Source organism: Enterococcus sp. C53 (assembly GCF_040887425.1).
Taxonomy (GTDB): Bacteria; Bacillota; Bacilli; order Lactobacillales; family Enterococcaceae; genus Enterococcus_B; species Enterococcus_B hirae.
On sequence record NZ_JBFOFT010000007.1, the window covers coordinates 130,644 to 148,887 of the forward strand.

The window sequence follows — 18,244 nt, forward strand, 5'->3', positions numbered from 1 at the left end:
CTAAACGGTGTTCAAAGAGCTGACCTTCGGCGATAAGTCAAAAAATCTCAAAACATGAGGAGCTGTTTCGAGATTTTCATCCTTAGCGCTCAGGTCAAGACACTCTTTTCACGACCTCTTATTCACGGTGAGACAAAAGTAGCATCTTCGGAAAATTTGCCGAAATTCACCAAAAATTTGAGAAGCACCAAGTAGGTAACAATCAACATCAAAAACGAGTTTTTGTGTTTCTTGTCAATTTTCGAAAATTCCTTCTTATTTCTTGATGCTGAACACTTTTGTCTCAACCTCTCGTTTTTACACAACTAAAGAGCTCAGAACAATCTTTCGTGTTCCAAGCTCTTTCCTTTTATCTATATGCTATCTAAACTGGTAGCTAAATTTTATCCATTTACTTTAGAAATATTGATTGAGCCGATATAGCCAGCTTTATAGTTTTCTACATTGATTAGTGGGCTTGTTTCTCCTTTATTTACTTTAAAAGTAGTTGTAAGTCGATAGTATCCTTTTTCTTCTAAAACCCCATCTCTCATCAATGTGGTGTTAAGGAGTTCACGACTATCTTTAGACGAAGTATCTTCCTTCAATGCCACTTTTACATAATGGTCACTCAACATATCGACCACTGGTTTCACATAAACAGTTACTCGATAAGTAGCATTTTCTTCTAAAGCTTCACTACCTTTAAAGATTTTATATACACTAGCATGCTGATCAGCAAAGAAAGTATAGTCACCAACTAAAGCATTCACAGGGTCTTTCACTAGTTCAATGTCATCTCCTGAGAACATTTTCCATCCAGCAGTTTGTCCGTCAGGCCAAGTATCATTGATTTTCACCGTTACATTAATCGTTTTTCTAGCCACTTCATTTACACTATTTTTCACTTCATAAGTGACTTGGTATTTTCCAGGAATAGAGGAATCAACGTTGTTTTCTACCACTTTGATTTTGTCTGTGATGTCTCCGTCAACACGATCATAAGCACTTAGATTGATTCGTTTGTCAAATGGATCAAATAACTCATCGTGCAAAATTTCAATATCATTTGCATGTAACTCTGGTTTTTCAAAAACTGCTGCAAATTGATTGATTCTGACAGTATGCGTATTGAAATGTTCTCCTGTTGCAGCTCCAATCGTAAAAGTATATTTCTTTGATTTATCGATGTTTGGATTTTTCAATTCCCAATGTTGCCCATCATAATCTGCAGTAATAAGTTGTTGCTTGCTATTCCATTTTAACGTTAATTTTTTAAAAGTATTTGGCGTGAATTTAATTTGTTGCATAGGAGCTAAAGCGGTTAAAAATCCGCTGTTGGCATCTGTTGAAACAAAGCCTCCATGAGCACCAACCATTTGAGCATGGTTGAAAGAAGTATCCGCATCATCTCTATCTGGCGCTTTAGAATAGATATCCAATTCAAATCCAATTCCCTTTTTCAGGCCTCTGATACCTAGACCTCCACCATTAGCTCCAATGTCGCCAATTGCTCCTTGGTAGAAAGCCACACCTACCCCATCAGCACCATTTACATTATCACCTAAATTGACATCCATATCCAACAAGAAATCATAGTTCATATCAAGGGAGACGATTCCAGATATTGTTCCTTTTTGAAATTGTTTCGATTGAGTAAGACGAGCTGTATGGGAATCAAGTTGGACGGCATTTCCATTAAATGCGACGATGTCTTTCAAATCAAAATTATTTTGATCCACATTTTGGGAGATAGCAATATTTTTATTGACTAAAACATTACTAGTTTCTGCATTTACTGACAATCCAACAACACTTACCCCAATTAATCCAATAGTTCCTGCACATACTTTTTTATAAAAGGTCTTTTTGTTCATAATAAATAACACTCCCATTCATATAGTTATTTTTTATACACTATCCTTTTCCGTTCTATCTGCATTTCACCATCTCTTTTCATTCTTTTAGTAAACAATTACGCGTAAAATTCATTTACTAGCAAGCATCCAGTAGTAGAAGCATTTTTGAATGCTATTTCGCCTCCCTTGATCTTTTTTCTACTACAAAATTATCGTAACGCTCAGATCTTATTATTTTTATTTTGTATAGTAGTCCAACAAATAAAAAAAGAGGTGAGACAAAAATGTTTCGCATCAAGAAATAAGAAGGGATTTCCGAAAATTGACAAGAAGCATAAACACTCGTTTTTTGCTGTTGATTGTTACCTACTTGGTGCTTCTTATTTCTTGATGCTACTTTTGTCTCACTGTTTATTCGATTTTTAGAGATACTAAAAGAAACTGAGGAAAGTTTTTCCTCAGTCTCTCTATTCTAAAATTCTTTCTTATTTGCTCGGAGCTGATCGCTTCTTTCACGACCTCTTGGTTTAAACGGTGTTCAAGAAGCAACTCCTTGAAATAAGCCTGAATTTTTCAAAACATGAGAAGCTGTTTCAAAAAATTCTTTCTTATTGTCATCGGAGCTGTTCGCTTCTTTCACAACCTCGTGTTTTAATCGGTATCAAGCATCAGCAACATCTTCAGCAAATTGGCTATTGTACAGTTTTTCATAGAATCCGCCTTGAGCTAACAGCCCTTCATGCGTTCCTTTTTCGATAATTTGTCCTTGATCCATCACTAAGATCAAATCCGCATCACGAATCGTTGAAAGGCGATGAGCAATAACAAAACTTGTTCGTCCTTCCATTACACGATCCATTGCTTTTTGGATCAATGCTTCTAAACGAGTATCGACAGAACTAGTAGCTTCATCAAGTATCAAGATTTTAGGATCAGAAACCACGGCTCTGGCAATAGTCAATAATTGCTTTTGTCCTAACGAAACATTGTCACCTTCAGCGTTGATTTCCATTTCGTACCCATCAGGCATTGTCCGAATAAAATGATCAACGTTAGCTGTTTTTGCTGCGTCAACGACTTCATAATCCGTCGCATCTAATTTACCAAAACGAATATTATCAGCGATTGTCCCTTCATAGAGCCAAGCATCTTGAAGAACCATCCCAAATAATGAGCGGACATCACTACGTCTCATCGTTTTAGTATCAATACCATCGATTTTTATTGCCCCATGACTCACATCATAAAAACGCATCAATAAATTAATCAGAGTGGTTTTCCCTGCACCGGTTGGTCCGACTACCGCAACTGTTTGACCAGCTTTTACTTCAAAGTTCAAATCTTGAATCAACGGTTTTTTAGGGTCATAAGCAAAATCAACATGTTCAAATGAAACATTTCCTGCTACTGTTTCTGGTAAAGTGACATCCACTTTATTTTCTTTTTCTTCTGGTTCATCTAAAATCTCAAAGACACGTCTGGTAGCCGCAGATGCACTTTGCAATACAGAAGATAACTGTGTGATATTCCCCATTGGCTGGCTGATTTGCCAAATATATTGGATAAATGCTTGTAATTGCCCCACAACGATGACACCCGTAATGACGTAAAAACTTCCCAATACAGCCATACCGATATAAGTAGCATATGCGGTCAACTGAACTAAGGGCATCATCAATCCAGATATAAAGGCTGCTCTAAATCCATAATGTTTCAATCGATGATTGACTTGTTTGAATCCTTCAAACGTTTTTTGCTCACGTCCATAAACTTTTAACACACTAAAACCAGTCATATTTTCTTGGACATAACCATTTAAATCCCCTAACGAATTTTGCATTTCTTGGAAATATTTTTGCGAAGCATTGATCACACGTTTTGAAATCCAGATAGATGCAGGAATCATGATCATCGAGATCAACGCCATCAATGGCTGGATATAAAACATCATCGCTGCTGCCAGTGTGATCCCTAAAATAGCATTCACCACACCGATAAACGCTTGCTGTAACGCTCCACTGACTGCGTCTACGTCATTCGTCACCCGAGATAAGATATTTCCTTGTTGATTTTTATCAAAATAAGAAACAGGCAATCGATTGATTTTTTCTTCAATATCTCTTCGCAAATCTTGCATTGCACTTTGCACGACATTCGTCATCAAAACACCTGAAAGTAATTGCGAAACACAATAACCAACGCCCACGATCGTGATCCAAATCAAACAATTGAAAATATAAGAAAAATTAATCGCTTCGTTGTTTGCAATATTGTGACTGATCTCAGTAGTTGGCAATCCGACAACGTAGGGTAAAGCAACGTTGAAAATCACCGTCAAAACAGTAAACAACAGCACAAAGAAAAATGCTAACTGATAAGGTTTGATGTATCGAGCTAATCGTTTTAAGGAAGATAATGTTTGTTTCATGCTAATTCCTCCTTCGATAATTGCGAAGCTGCGATATCATAATAGATTGGACAGTTTTCTAATAATTCACGATGTGTCCCGATACCTACGACTTCTCCCTCATTCAAGACGATGATTTTATCAGCATGCATGATCGTACCCACTCGCTGCGCCACGATTAACACCGTTGATTCGGTCGTTTCTTTTTTCAAGCGAGCTCGAAGTTTTGCATCCGTTTGATAATCAAGTGCCGAGAAGCTGTCATCAAAAATATAGATTTCCGGACGTCGAATAATAGCTCTGGCAATCGCTAAACGCTGCTTTTGTCCTCCAGAGAAATTAGCTCCACCTTCGGAAAGAAGTTCATCATACCCATCCGTTTTCTTCGAAATGAAGTCCGTTGCTTGTGCGATTTCAGCTGCTCGCTCCATCTCCTCTTGCGTAGCATCTTCTTTTCCATATCTTAAATTATCTGCGATCGTTCCAGTAAATAACAATGCTTTTTGAGGAATAAAGCCAATTTTATCTCTTAATTTACTCAAGCGATAGTCCCTGACATCTACGCCATCAATAAGGATTTCCCCATCACTTACATCGTAAAATCGAGGAATCAATTGAATCAACGTTGACTTCCCGCTACCTGTACTACCGATGAATGCGACTGTCTCTCCTGGCGAAGCAGTAAAACTCACATTACGGATCACGGGTTCTTGTGAATGTCCAGGGTAAGCAAATGTCACATTCTTAAACTCAATATATCCTTTGGTTTTTGTTTCAGATACACCATTTGGATCTTCTTTGATCGACGGTGAGGCATCTAATGCTTCTTGGATACGCCCTGCTGAAACAGCTGCCCGTGGATACATCATAAAGACACTTGCAAACAGCATGAAGGAGAACAATGCATGGAAAATATATTCAATAAATGCAATCAGATCCCCCACTTGAAGAGAACCAGCATCGATTTGAACCGCTCCGCTCCAAATAATCAAGACCATTACAATGTTAAACAGGAAGTAGAATCCAGGCTGTGCAACAGCCATTAAACGAAACAAGCTTTTCGAGCTTTTTGTATAGTTATCATTAACTTTCGCAAATCGTTTTTCTTCAAATTTTTCATTAACGAATGCCCGGATAACACGTAATCCTGAAAGATTTTCACGTAAAATACTATTAATCTTATCCAAATTTTTCTGTTGTTTTTTTGATAACGGTTCAGAAAATTTCGCAATCGCAACCACTGAAAGTAGTAAAAACGGTAGCGCTCCGATCACATAATAACTCAATGAAACACTGGTCCGCATAACCATATAAAGACTGACAACAAACATCATCGGTGTCATAAATCCGATCCGTAAGATATTTTGTAAGAACAGCATAATTTGATAAGCGTCGTTCGTCGTACGCGTGATCAACGAAGCAACCCCTAATGTTTCATATTCTTGGTGAGAATAACTCTGGATTTTCTTGAATAGATCGTCACGAATATCCGCAACGATGTTCGTCGTGATCCGTGAACCAAAATAGCCTAATAGAATATTCATAATGATCCCAACCACAGTGATTACAACCATCAAGATCCCTTGTTGTTTCACATAACCAAAATCGTTGTTACGAATCCCCACATCAATCATACGAGCTAAAATCGTTGGTAAGCCTAACTCAATTAAAATAAAACCAAATACGCAGATGAAATTTAATAACAAATATTTCTTATAGCGCATGGTATAGTGCCACATCAAATTCAAACTCTCATCTCCTTTTAATTAGAATAAATTTAGCTATTAATAAAAATAATAGCACACTCCTATAGTATATAGAACACCTCTCTCATCAAAAATTTTTTTTATTACATTTAAATGATAAAAAACATTTTTCCTTTCCACCTTGTTGATTTCTATACTTATCCACTTTTTTATGCTAAAATAGCAATTAACTATTGTATGAATTCATACAGAAGGTACGGTTGAAAAAATTTCCGAACAGAGAAGCAAAACGAGGCTTGTCTCTTTGATTAGAATCGCTCATTTTAATCAAAGCATATCAAAAAACAGGTGGCTTGACCCCTCGTTTTGTGTTGTCTAAAAAAAATCAACTAGCTAAATTACTGCGACATGCAGATAAAGGAGACATAAACATGATTTACAAAGTATATTATCAAGAATCAAAAATCCGTAATCCTAAACGGGAAGAAACAAAATCACTTTACATTGAAGCAAATAGTGATGTTGACGCACGTCAACAAGTGGAAGAAAATACCCCATACAACATTGAATTCGTTCAACTTCTAGAAGGCAGTCATCTAGAATACGAAAAAGAAAATGCTAAATTCACATTAGTGGAGTTTTAAAATGAAACTTTCCATCAAAAATAATGAGACAGGCGTCTTTGCTATTGGTGGATTAGGTGAAATCGGGAAAAACACGTATGGGGTACAATTCCAAGATGAGATTATTATCATTGATGCTGGAATCAAGTTTCCAGAAGATGATCTACTTGGGATTGACTACGTAATTCCTGACTACAACTATATCGTTCAAAATATACACAAAGTGAAAGCACTGGTGATCACGCATGGACACGAAGACCATATCGGTGGCATTCCTTATTTGTTGAAACAAGCGAATATCCCTATTTATGCTGGGCCATTAGCGCTTGCACTGATTACCAATAAGTTGGATGAACACGGATTGCTTAGAGATGCACAATTGCATGAAATCAATGAAGATACCGTGATTCGTTTCAGAAAAACATCGGTCAGTTTTTTTAGAACAACCCATAGTATCCCTGATGCGTTGGGTGTCGTTGTAAAAACACCTTCTGGTAATATCGTTGCAACAGGTGACTTTAAATTTGATTTCACCCCAGTCGGTGAACCTGCTAACCTGCACAAAATGGCACGGATCGGTGAAGAAGGCGTACTCTGCTTGCTATCAGACAGTACAAATGCTGAGATCCCAACATTTACAAAATCAGAAAAAACGATTGGTCTTTCGATCCTAAAGATTTTTGAGAAAATCGAAGGTCGGATCATTTTTGCCAGCTTCGCTTCAAACATCTTCCGTCTACAACAAGCAGCAGATGCAGCGGTTGCTACCGGCAGAAAAATTGCTGTTTTTGGACGCAGTATGGAAAATGCGATCGTTAACGGCCAACGTTTAGGCTATATCAAAGTCCCAGAAGGAACCTTCGTTGATGCACATGAAATCAATCGATTACCTGCGAATGAAACGATGATCTTATGTACTGGTTCTCAAGGTGAACCGATGGCTGCTTTAAGTCGTATTGCTAATGGTACCCATCGCCAAATCCAGATCCAACCAGATGATACCGTCATTTTCTCAAGCTCACCAATTCCTGGGAATACTACCAGCGTCAACCATTTGATCAATTTATTATCTGAAGCTGGTGCAGAAGTCATTCATGGGAAAATCAACAATATCCATACTTCTGGACACGGTGGTCAAGAAGAACAAAAGCTGATGCTTCGTTTGATGAAGCCTAAATACTTTGTTCCAGTCCACGGAGAATTCAGAATGTTGAAGATCCATGCTTCCCTTGCTCAAGATACCGGTGTACCTGCTGAAAATTGCTTTATTATGGAAAATGGAGATGTGTTGGCTTTGACTAGCGAAACCGCTCGTCCAGCCGGACATTTTATTGCCGGTGACGTCTATATCGACGGTAGCGGGATCGGTGACATTGGAAATGTTGTTTTGAGAGACCGTCATTTGTTATCTGAAGAAGGACTAGTTCTGGCAGTTGCTACTGTCGACATCAAAAAGAAAGAAATTTTAGCGGGACCTGATATTTTATCACGTGGCTTTGTTTATATGCGTGAATCAGGTGAGATGATCAATGAGGCGCAACGCATCCTTTTTCATGCATTGCGTGAAGTGTTAAATGCTCCTGATTGCTCTGAACATAAACTGAAAGAAGCCATGACAGGCGCTTTACAACCTTTCTTATTTGAACGAACAGAAAGACATCCAATGATCCTTCCAATGGTGATGACACCTGATGAAGAAAAATAAATGAAAAACTTATGATGGCTGCATGCGCCGACTACCTACATAGATGGGTAAAGTTCGGCGCAGTTGTCCATTATAAGTTTTTTTGTAACAAAAAAGAGCGTAATCACTTACGCTCTTAACATGTTTAAATAGGTGAACAACACTTATTTAGTTTACTCGCTCTACTTAAGCTTTTTCAACATTAGCAGCTTGTGGGCCACGATCTGATTCTTCAACATCAAAAGTCACTGCTTGACCTTCTTCTAAAGTTTTGAATCCGTCACCTTGGATAGCTGAAAAGTGAACAAAAACATCGCTTCCGTCTTCACGTGAAATAAAACCAAATCCTTTTTCAGCGTTGAACCATTTAACTGTTCCGTTTTCCATTAATAATACCCTCCTCGTGCCTAAGCACTTAATTGATTGTAACATTGCTCGCGTACGATAGAGGTGCAACAGATGTTTCAACTTCTATTCCCAAACAAAATTACAATATAATTGTACACTTGGTTCTTTTTTTTTGCAAGAAAGCTACTTCCACTTATTCAATTTATTCCTCTTCCATCAATCCCTCCTCTCTCAGACTAAAATACTGTTTGCATTCAATGATCAAATGATCTAAGACATCGATTCCCATCATCTCCCCATATTTTTGAACTCTTTTAGTAAAAAGCAAGTCTTGTTTAGATGGAAGAACATTCCCCGATGGATGATTATGAACTAAAATAATTCTCGCTGCAGAATATCGAACAGCATAATGGAACACTTCTCTTGGATGTGCGATCGTTTGATCCAGGGAACCAATAAATAGCGTTTTTTTCAACAATACTTGATTCTTAGTATCCAAATAAATACAAATCAAATGTTCTTGTTTGTGATCCTTTAATTCTATGATTAATTGATGCGCTAATTCATAGCTGGCATGGATCGTGGGTTGTACCGCTACATGCTGTGTTTGGATTCTTTTTCCTAGCTCGATCAGTGCTTTGATTTCAAGAGCCTTAACCTGACCAATTCCTCGTATTTTTTCCAGCTCAGACAGCGTTGCCTGTCTTAACAGTGCAAGTCCACCAAATGTTTTCAACAAATTACCTGCTAGTTCCAAGACATTATAGGGATGCTGTCCCGTGCGTAATAAAATAGCAAGTAATTCTTGATCAGAGAGTGCTTTCTCTCCGTAAAGCAACATTCGCTCCCTTGGAAGTGAGGTTGCTGGCACAGCATCCAGCAAATTTTTTTCCATAAAATCCCCCCTTTCTTCTTCTCACTAATAAGATACGAAAAAAGGGGGGAGCTATTTTTATTTTTTTAGATATCCTGGTACTTCGTGTAGAGAAGATAAAACTGCTAACGTTTTTTGTTGCAAGTCTTCTGAAGGAGCCAACAAATCTGGGATCATGATCACTGGGATCTCCGCACTTGCTGCTGCAAGTATCCCGTTTTTAGAATCTTCCAGAACCAATGTTTCTTGTTTTTTCGTTCCTAGATATTCATGGGCAAGCAAAAAGATTTCTGGATCAGGTTTAGCACGTTTGACATTTTCTGCTGAAACAATCGTTTCAAAATAGTTTGTCAGTTGGTTCTTTTCCAATAATAGCTCAATAATATGACGTTGGTTACTAGAAGCGACAACTTTAGGTATTCGGTGTTCTTCTAAAAAGTCCAGTAATTCGATTACTCCTGGTTTTAATTGCACTGCACCTAAGGAAAACCGTCTGATCGTTTCTTCATAAGCATCATTAATGAATTTTTGAACATTGTTTTTCCCAAAACTTGCAAAGATCTGATGATAATTTGCCCAAACCTCTTCATCTGATACACCTAGATATTTTAAATACAATTCTTTGTCGTAAGGAAAGCCCATTTGATCAGCAACCATTTGCGAGGCTTCATAGTAGACGATTTCTGTGTCAAAGAGTAACCCATCCATGTCAAAAATGACAGCTTTATAATTCATTTTTTCCTCCTAACTGTAACAATAGTGTTCGTACTTCAGAAATAAAGTAAAGGGAACCTGTAACCACTAAGACATCTTCATTGGTCATTTTTTCTAATATTTCAGCTAAACCAAATTGCCATAATGAAACAATTGAAACTGTTTCATCTACAAGATCAGCCACGGTACTTAAATCCAATGCTTTCGGGTGTTCAAACGTCGTCAAATACAAATGCGCATTAGGAACTGCTTTTAATTGGGTTAGCATTGCTTCTACATCTTTTGTACTTAGTGCAGAAAATAAAATATTGATCCGATAATCTTTGAACTCTTTCTTCAAATTTTGAACCAAACGGCTGACTGCATGTGTATTATGAGCGCCATCTAAAATAACAAAAGGTTCTTCACTTAATTTTTCCATTCGTCCAGGCCAGTGCGCTTTTTTCAGCCCTTTGCGAATTTCTTTTTCACTAAATGGTATTCCTGTCATCTTGCAGTAAACTTGGTATAGTTCAATTGCCATACCAGCATTTTCTGTCTGATGTTGTCCAATCATGCCAATCGTAAGCGAGGTCATTTTTCCATGCTCATTATGAAATGAAAATACTTCTCCCCATTGCTCAGCTGGATGTTGATAAGTAACTTGATAGTTTTCGCCAAAAATATGAAGGGGGGCATTTCTTAGTCTAGCCTGTTTTTTGATTACTTCTAAAGCTCTTTCTTCGATATTTCCCGTAACGACAGGCACCCCTTGCTTGATTATTCCTGCTTTTTGGGCAGCAATTTCTTCAATTGTTTCTCCTAAAATATCCGTATGATCCAAGCCAATCGTGGTGATTCCTGTAAGTAATGGTACGGCAACATTCGTTGAGTCTAGTAAACCGCCTAACCCAACTTCAATAATAGCAACGTCGACTTTTTGACACAAAAAATAATCAAATGCCATTGCTGTCAGCGTTTCAAACTCAGTGATTCCGGCAACTGCTTCAAATCGATCCAAATGTTCAACAAGTGGTCGGTATTTTTGTACAAGCTTGATTAAGTCTTGATCTGGAATTTCTTGTCCATTGATCGAGATTCGTTCATTAAAAGATTCAATATACGGCGAAGTAAATGTCCCCACTGTCAGACCTGCTTCTTCTAGTAGACATCTCAGATACGTAACCGTCGAACCTTTTCCGTTGGTTCCTGCGATATGGATCGTTTTCACCTGTTTTTCAGGATGCCCGACTATCTCTAATAATGCCTCCACTCGATCTAGTCCCGGACGAGAGCCAAATGGCAAGCGGCTATGGATCCAGGCGATTGCTTCTTCTATTTTCATCAACGTTTCCCCCATTCCATATTTATTATAGCAAAAAGCAACCGGAAACACAGGAAAAGACGTAGTGTATGTAAAAGAAGAAGAAATACTGAATAGCCAATTCTGATTCTACTTATTTTTGCTGACGTCTTGCTTTTTACTTAAAAAGAGAGCGGAAATGTTTTTCAACTACTTTCCGCTCTCTTTTGCATTTGTACGATTGTTCGAATGTCAGATTACTGGATGGTTCTTAAGCTGCGGATTCTTTCTGTAACTGCTGCTTGTTTGTCCAAATAATCTTTTTCTTTTGCCCGCTCTGCTTCAACCACTTCTTCTGGCGCGTTGGCAACAAAGCGTTCATTGCCTAATTTTCCTTGTACTCGTTTCACTTCATCTGTCCATTTCGCTAGTTCTTTTTCTAACCGTTTGATTTCTTCTTCGATATTGATCAAACCTGCTAATGGTAAGAAAATTTCTGCCCCTGTCAATACAGCTGACATTGCTAGATCAGGCGCAACGATTTCACTTGAGATCGTTAGCTCTTCTGGATTACAGAAACGCTCGATGTAGCTGGTATTTTCTGTTAAGAATTGACCGATTTTCGGATCATTGATCTTAATCATTAATGTAATTGGTTTGGATAATGGTGTATTCACTTCAGAACGAATATTACGTACGGAACGAATTAGTTCTTTGAGTACTTCCATCCCTTTTGAAGCTGTTTCATCATTAAATTCCGGATGAACCACCGGATAATCAGCAACTACTAAAGAAGTACCTTGATGTGGGATGTGTTGCCAAATTTCTTCAGTAACAAATGGCATAATTGGATGCAATAGACGTAAAATTTGATCTAACGTATGCACCAAAATACTTTGTGTTGTTTGTTTTGAGACAGCATCATCACCATACAAGACTTCTTTACTCATCTCGATATACCAGTCACAAAAATCATCCCAAATAAAGTTATACAACTGACGCCCAGCTTCCCCAAATTCAAAATGATCAAAGAGTTCAGTAACCTTAGCGATCGTTTCATTTAGACGTGTCAAGATCCAGCGGTCTGCCACAGTTTTCTCGCCAGTTAGCGTAATATCTTCAACTGTCATGCCTTCACTGTTCATAATAACAAAACGTGAAGCATTCCAAATTTTATTAATGAAATTCCAAGCTGCATCCATTTTTTCATAGCTGAAACGGACATCTTGACCAGGTGCTGAACCGTTTGATAAGAACCAACGTAAGGCATCAGCGCCATATTTTTCAATCACTTCCATTGGATCAATGCCGTTTCCAAGAGATTTACTCATCTTACGTCCTTGTTCGTCCCGAATCAACCCATGAATCAAAACATTTTCAAACGGACGACGATCTGTAAATTCTAAGCTTTGGAAAATCATTCGACTAACCCAGAAGAAGATAATGTCGTAGCCAGTTACTAATGTGCTTGTTGGGAAATAGCGTTGATAATCAGCACTATTTTCATCTGGCCATCCCATCGTTGAAAAAGGCCATAATGCTGAACTAAACCAAGTATCTAATACATCTGGATCTTGTACCCACTCTTCACTATTTTCTGGAGCTTCCATCCCTACATACATTTCACCCGTTTCTTTATGGTACCAAGCCGGGATTTGGTGTCCCCACCACAATTGACGAGAGATAACCCAATCGTGAACATTTTCCATCCAACGTAAAAATGTTTGATTAAAACGTGGTGGGAAAAATTCAACTGCATCATCAGTCTCTTGATTTTTCATTGCTTTCTCAGCTAATGGAGCCATTTTAACAAACCATTGTGTGGACAAGCGTGGTTCAATGACTACTCCCGTACGTTCTGAATGCCCAACATTATGGATCATTTTTTCAATTTTGATCAATCGTCCGATTTCCTTCAAATCAGAGACAATCGCTTTACGTGCTTCGAAACGATCCATACCTGCATATTTTCCAGCTAAGTCATTCATCGTTCCATTTTCGTTCATCACATTTACACGTGGCAGATCATGACGGTTACCTACCTCAAAGTCATTTGGATCATGCGCAGGTGTAATTTTCACTACGCCTGTTCCAAATTCCATATCAACATACGTATCTGCAATAATCGGAATTTCTTTATTTACTAATGGTAAAATTACTTTTTTGCCGATCAACGCTTGATAACGCTCGTCTTCTGGGTGTACAGCAATCGCTGTGTCACCTAGCATAGTTTCTGGACGAGTCGTTGCAATTTCCACTACACCCGAACCATCAGCCAGTTCATAGCTCATGTGGTAGAAAGCACCTTCAATCTCTTTGTGGATCACTTCGATATCCGATAAAGCAGTGCGTGCTTGTGGGTCCCAGTTAATAATGTATTCACCACGGTAAATCAAGCCTTTTTCATAAAGTGTCACGAATACTTTACGAACAGCTTCTGACAAGCCATCATCTAGTGTAAAACGTTCACGACTATAATCGAGAGATAAGCCCATTTTTGCCCATTGTTCACGGATATGGCTTGCATACTCTTCTTTCCATTCCCATACTTGATCCACAAATTTTTCACGTCCTAAGTCATAACGCGAAATCCCTTGTTGACGAAGCTTTTCTTCTACTTTTGCCTGTGTAGCGATCCCTGCATGGTCCATCCCAGGTAACCACAAGGTATCAAAGCCTTGCATCCGTTTTTGACGAATCAGCATGTCTTGTAAAGTCGTATCCCAGGCATGTCCTAAGTGAAGTTTTCCTGTAACATTTGGTGGGGGGATTACGATTGAATAGGGTTTTGCTTTCTGATCGCCACTTGGTTTGAACAAATCTTGTTCCAACCATTTTTCATAACGGCCAGCTTCAACTTCTTGCGGATTGTATTTTGTTGATAGATTTTTTTCTTCCGTCATACTGATGTCCTCCTTAAAAATAAAAAAAGTCCTAAAATACTTTCGTATTTTAGGACGTATTGATTTACGCGGTACCACCTAATTTGTAGCAGTTTCCTACTACCTCTCATGTGAGTTAACGATCACGACTCGTTTATCTCTAGGTTTTATCGGTTTGCTGTACACGATAAAGGGTTCAAGATAAAAACTCCCAAGCTACCTTCACTAGTCTCTCCTAAGAACGTCTCACCATCTCGTTCTCTCTCTAAAAGGCTGTAACTAGTTACTCCTCTTGATCAACGTCATGCCTCATTTTACAATGGTTCAATTTTAAAGTCAATAAAAGACGGTAAGAATCGTATTTCCCTAAATAGTACCTCTTCAGGCTTATGATTCGCCTATTATAAATAATTGACTAAACAATAAGCAGTAGTGACAATGTTTGCTTATTCAGAACGTGACTGTTCAAATTAATTTTTTAACTCTCTTACAGAAGACTGATTTTTTCCTGCTTCCTTCATCTCATTTAGATTATTAGCCTTATTTGTAGACTGATTCATTCGCTCCTCTAGTGTTTGAATTTTTATTACAGGGTGACTATTGGGCGTTTGAGGTGATTTATTTGTTAGAGATTGATCCCTGATTTCCTTGGGAATTGGTATTGATTGAATACCAGCGGACTTCTCCTGATTTAGACTATCAGCCACATTTGTAGACTGATTCATTTGCTCCTCGAATGTTTGATTTTTTATTACAAGGGGCGTTTTGGTTTGTTTATCTGTTAGAGGGTGATTACTGATTCCGAGAGGTGTTAATGTTGGTTCAATACCTGCAGACTTTTCTTTAGGTTGCTCCTTTTTTCTCTCTGGTTCCTTTACTGAATTACTTATTAGAGACTGATTACTTGTTCCCTGAGGCATTGGAGTTGGTTCAACATCTATATTCAGTTCTTTAAGTTGCTTCATTTCCTGTCTATGTGAGTGTAATTTCTCGAAACTCTCAACTAGTCTTTTAATTTTCCCTCGATTCTGTTGGTGTTCTGAGTCTTTATTAAGATACCCTGCCGTGTATTTAGGATTTATATTTTTAAATACACCAGATGAATATACCAAGAAAGACAAAACAACCTGGGAACAACAATGCTCATCCTTGATTAGTAATTCTTCAATCTGTCGATTCACATCAGACACTAATAGGTTATTCGGACTTACGTAAGTATTTATAAACTGCTTAATCTTATCGCTTTCCTGTTGCCACCACTCCCTTTCGAATGGAGTCAGCACCTGATTAAGATTCTTAAAATATTTATTATTGTTACCCTCAACTTCATTAATCGTTACCTTCTTAAGATCAACAGAAACTAAAGGAATTTGTTTGCTACACTCGTCAATGACACTTTTTAATTTGGGATATGTATATATAAAATGTTGTATCTTTTCTTTTTGATTAAGGATATTTGAAAATTGCTCCTCTATACTAAGTCGATCATCTCTAAATTCGTACACCTCAATCACACTATATTTCATTTGTTTTTTAATTTCTTCTTTTTTATTATTTAAATCTTTTTGAAACGTCTCAATTACTTTATTGACTCTGACTTGTTTTGTATTTTTTTTATTTTTTATCTTCAATAAACTATTTTTAATCTTATTTATTACAACTTGGGATTCACTTTGCCGCTTTTTTTCATCCATTGATAAACATTTTTCCGTCCAATTGATGACATCCGATTCAGTAAAATTAATATTTTGTGAACGAAGTGCTTCTTTAATTGATTGAAGAAGAGACTCAGCTTGTGAAAGGTCCTTGGTTTCCTTTAATAGTCCTTCTCCGTCATCCCCAAACCTTTTTTTTAAATCAGTTACATCACTTGAATTTCCCCATTCTCTACTCATTACAGAATAAATGACTGTTGATAAAGTCTCTCCCTCCTTTTTTTGCTGGAGTGCTTCTTCGATTTTTGGAAGTATTTCTTTTTTTGTCTGATAATCTTGTAATAGATTTAATACTTTTTCCCTATCCGAACGATTCGAACAATCAATTCCTTCTTCACTTAGTGTATGATTAATCGTTTCCAGTATTATAGGAAAAAGGTAATCTACTTTTTGTTTTTTTAAATCTTTTCTTACTTCGCCCACTATATCAAGAGCTTTTATTTTATCAGTAGGGGCAAGTATTATAGTTTGTGCTTTTTCTCCCATTTCCATGCTTATTGCGGATATTCTTAAGATCACTTCTTTTTCATTCAAAATTTTGTTTGAATCTTATCCTCTTCATTTAAATAAGTGCTTAATTGATTATTGACTTGTTCAAAGTTTTTTTCCGTCCAGTTTGGGTAATTAACTTTTAACTGAAGCATAATCGTTGCGATCTGCTCGGGTTTTAATTGCTTGAGATAGTCATTGTTCGCCAGTTTATTATCAATTGATAGAAGTCCATTCATGTATCGCTGATTTTCGATTTCACTCAGATCTTTTTTCATCATTTCCGATAAGGAACTATTTTTTTTTGCTTCTGTCTCCTTTAATTCTTCTTTAAATGCCTGAACTGTTTCAAATTTGTGCCATTGATTTTCACCAAAAACAAGTCTCCCTAAATAGGATAACTGTTTTTTTGACTCTGGGGAATTCAATAATCTATAGAATCTATCAAATCGGTCTATTTTTGCCCCACTATTCAATAAATCTTCTAATTGATCCCCTAAATCTAATCGATTTTCTTTTTTTAGTTTTTCGATGATACTTTTTTTATAAAATTCTAAACGGTCCGTTTCTTTGAAGGAAGTATTGACATGTTGCCTAACAGACTCTTTTACTAATGTGGACTGAGACTCAACATAAATTTGTGTCATCACCTCAACTGTTCCTTGTTCTTCTCCTCTTAATATTTCATCATACTTTACAGCCAACTCTGGGGTTACTTCTTTAGCAATCAAATAAACGAGCTCTTGATCAAGGATTCTTTTTTTTGTGATTATGGTACTTTCTTTTATATTTATTTTTTTAAAATATGGAATGCTATTACCAATAAACGGCGAATCACTATGATTTGTAGCTATAGAAATATATGTTTTTTTTTCAGCTTCTGATAAATTCTTTCTTTGGAGAAGTTTAGAAATTATTTTATCATCTCTCAAAAAGTCAAAAAACCATTTATACTTATCATCAGGGTCAGGCATCATTCCAAAAAATCCATCAATTACGATTTCTCTACATCCTTCTTCATAATCTAGCTCCATATTGACTAATTGTTGGTATTTTACACTGCCCTCGTTTAATAGTTCAAATGTACGAGCTAAAATATCCTCTTTGACTTTAGCTGAGTCCATGCCATATTGTAATTCTATACATATCTCTTTAATTTTTTTCTCGATTTCATCTGTCGATAATTTTATTTTATTAATACTAAACAAAACATTCTCATGAAAAAATTTATCACCATCCACAGATAAACTATTAGTTAAAGATGTTAATAAGTTGAGCTGTTCTGTCAGATTTCTAGTTGGAACCATTAGAAGATCAAAAAGATGAATCTGATTTATTACATTATCAGAATTTTGTTGAAAATAGAGACAAGATTCCACGATCTCTCTCGTTATTACTCTCTCTTGTTTCAGCATCATTATCAGCTCATCAAGAGTTTCAAATCTGTTAATTGCCGTCCCCCCTCTTAATGTATCCAGTAATTGCTGATAGTCTGCAGTTATTTTGTAAGGGAATTTATTCAACACTGCTTTCATTTGGTGGTATCCTTCACTTGTTTTGTCCGAAAACCGTTCCATTTCCATAAGAATTGTATTTTTTACCTTCTCTTGATTCATTTTTACCATCCTTTACATTTTTTTGTTATAGCATCCGTGGCTTGTCTGTTTTGCTAGACATTCATA

At 37.0% G+C, this 18,244-nt stretch carries 12 protein-coding genes and 1 other annotated feature; of the genes, 2 read left to right on the forward strand and 10 right to left on the reverse strand.

The features are described 5' to 3' along the window. Nucleotides 1-383: 383 nt before the first annotated feature. The 3 genes from AB3I42_RS10175 to efrA form a co-directional block, all read right to left on the reverse strand. A complete protein-coding gene (locus AB3I42_RS10175) occupies nt 384-1,856 on the reverse strand; it encodes an immunoglobulin-like domain-containing protein (RefSeq protein ID WP_368022474.1) in 1,473 nt (490 codons plus the stop codon). A 643-nt stretch (nt 1,857-2,499) separates the two neighbouring features. Next, nucleotides 2,500-4,266 (reverse strand): multidrug efflux ABC transporter subunit EfrB, encoded by a 1,767-nt coding sequence (gene efrB / locus AB3I42_RS10180; protein ID WP_368022475.1) that lies wholly within the window; start codon nt 4,264-4,266, stop codon nt 2,500-2,502. After that, nucleotides 4,263-5,993, reverse strand: coding sequence for a multidrug efflux ABC transporter subunit EfrA (efrA, locus tag AB3I42_RS10185; protein WP_368022476.1), 1,731 nt, complete (start codon nt 5,991-5,993; stop codon nt 4,263-4,265). The genes efrB and efrA overlap by 4 nt, the downstream gene beginning before the upstream one ends. 389 nt (nt 5,994-6,382) lie before the next feature. On the opposite strand from efrA, the gene AB3I42_RS10190 reads away from it, so the two are divergent. Together AB3I42_RS10190 and AB3I42_RS10195 are read left to right on the forward strand one after the other, a co-directional pair. After that, complete coding sequence (locus tag AB3I42_RS10190) at nt 6,383-6,595, forward strand: DNA-directed RNA polymerase subunit epsilon (RefSeq protein WP_010738064.1); 213 nt, start codon at nt 6,383-6,385, stop codon at nt 6,593-6,595. A 1-nt stretch (nt 6,596) separates the two neighbouring features. Beyond that, the gene (locus AB3I42_RS10195) at nt 6,597-8,279 is read left to right on the forward strand and encodes a ribonuclease J (protein WP_010718723.1); all 1,683 of its coding nucleotides are present in this window, start codon (nt 6,597-6,599) and stop codon (nt 8,277-8,279) included. 165 nt (nt 8,280-8,444) lie between these two features. Here AB3I42_RS10195 and AB3I42_RS10200 read toward each other — a convergent pair whose 3' ends face one another. The 7 genes from AB3I42_RS10200 to AB3I42_RS10230 form a co-directional block, all read right to left on the reverse strand. Next, on the reverse strand, nt 8,445-8,645 hold the full coding sequence (locus AB3I42_RS10200; protein ID WP_010718724.1) for a cold-shock protein: 201 nt from the start codon (nt 8,643-8,645) through the stop codon (nt 8,445-8,447). A gap of 163 nt (nt 8,646-8,808) precedes the next feature. Beyond that, nucleotides 8,809-9,501 (reverse strand): DNA repair protein RadC, encoded by a 693-nt coding sequence (gene radC / locus AB3I42_RS10205; RefSeq protein ID WP_128479331.1) that lies wholly within the window; start codon nt 9,499-9,501, stop codon nt 8,809-8,811. Nucleotides 9,502-9,558: 57 nt separating this feature from the next. Then, entirely contained in the window at nt 9,559-10,215 is a 657-nt protein-coding gene (locus AB3I42_RS10210; protein ID WP_010718726.1) for an HAD family phosphatase, read from the reverse strand. Beyond that, nucleotides 10,205-11,518 (reverse strand): folylpolyglutamate synthase/dihydrofolate synthase family protein, encoded by a 1,314-nt coding sequence (locus tag AB3I42_RS10215; RefSeq protein WP_181914342.1) that lies wholly within the window; start codon nt 11,516-11,518, stop codon nt 10,205-10,207. Before AB3I42_RS10215 ends, AB3I42_RS10210 begins: the two co-directional genes overlap by 11 nt. Nucleotides 11,519-11,733: 215 nt before the next feature. After that, a complete protein-coding gene (locus AB3I42_RS10220) occupies nt 11,734-14,379 on the reverse strand; it encodes a valine--tRNA ligase (protein WP_010738067.1) in 2,646 nt (881 codons plus the stop codon). 47 nt (nt 14,380-14,426) lie between these two features. Continuing rightward, nucleotides 14,427-14,667: a binding site (T-box leader), on the reverse strand. A gap of 161 nt (nt 14,668-14,828) precedes the next feature. Next, the gene (locus AB3I42_RS10225; protein ID WP_368022477.1) at nt 14,829-16,607 is read right to left on the reverse strand and encodes a hypothetical protein; all 1,779 of its coding nucleotides are present in this window, start codon (nt 16,605-16,607) and stop codon (nt 14,829-14,831) included. Further along, entirely contained in the window at nt 16,604-18,178 is a 1,575-nt protein-coding gene (locus AB3I42_RS10230) for a hypothetical protein (RefSeq protein ID WP_181914340.1), read from the reverse strand. Before AB3I42_RS10230 ends, AB3I42_RS10225 begins: the two co-directional genes overlap by 4 nt. Nucleotides 18,179-18,244 lie beyond the last annotated feature (66 nt).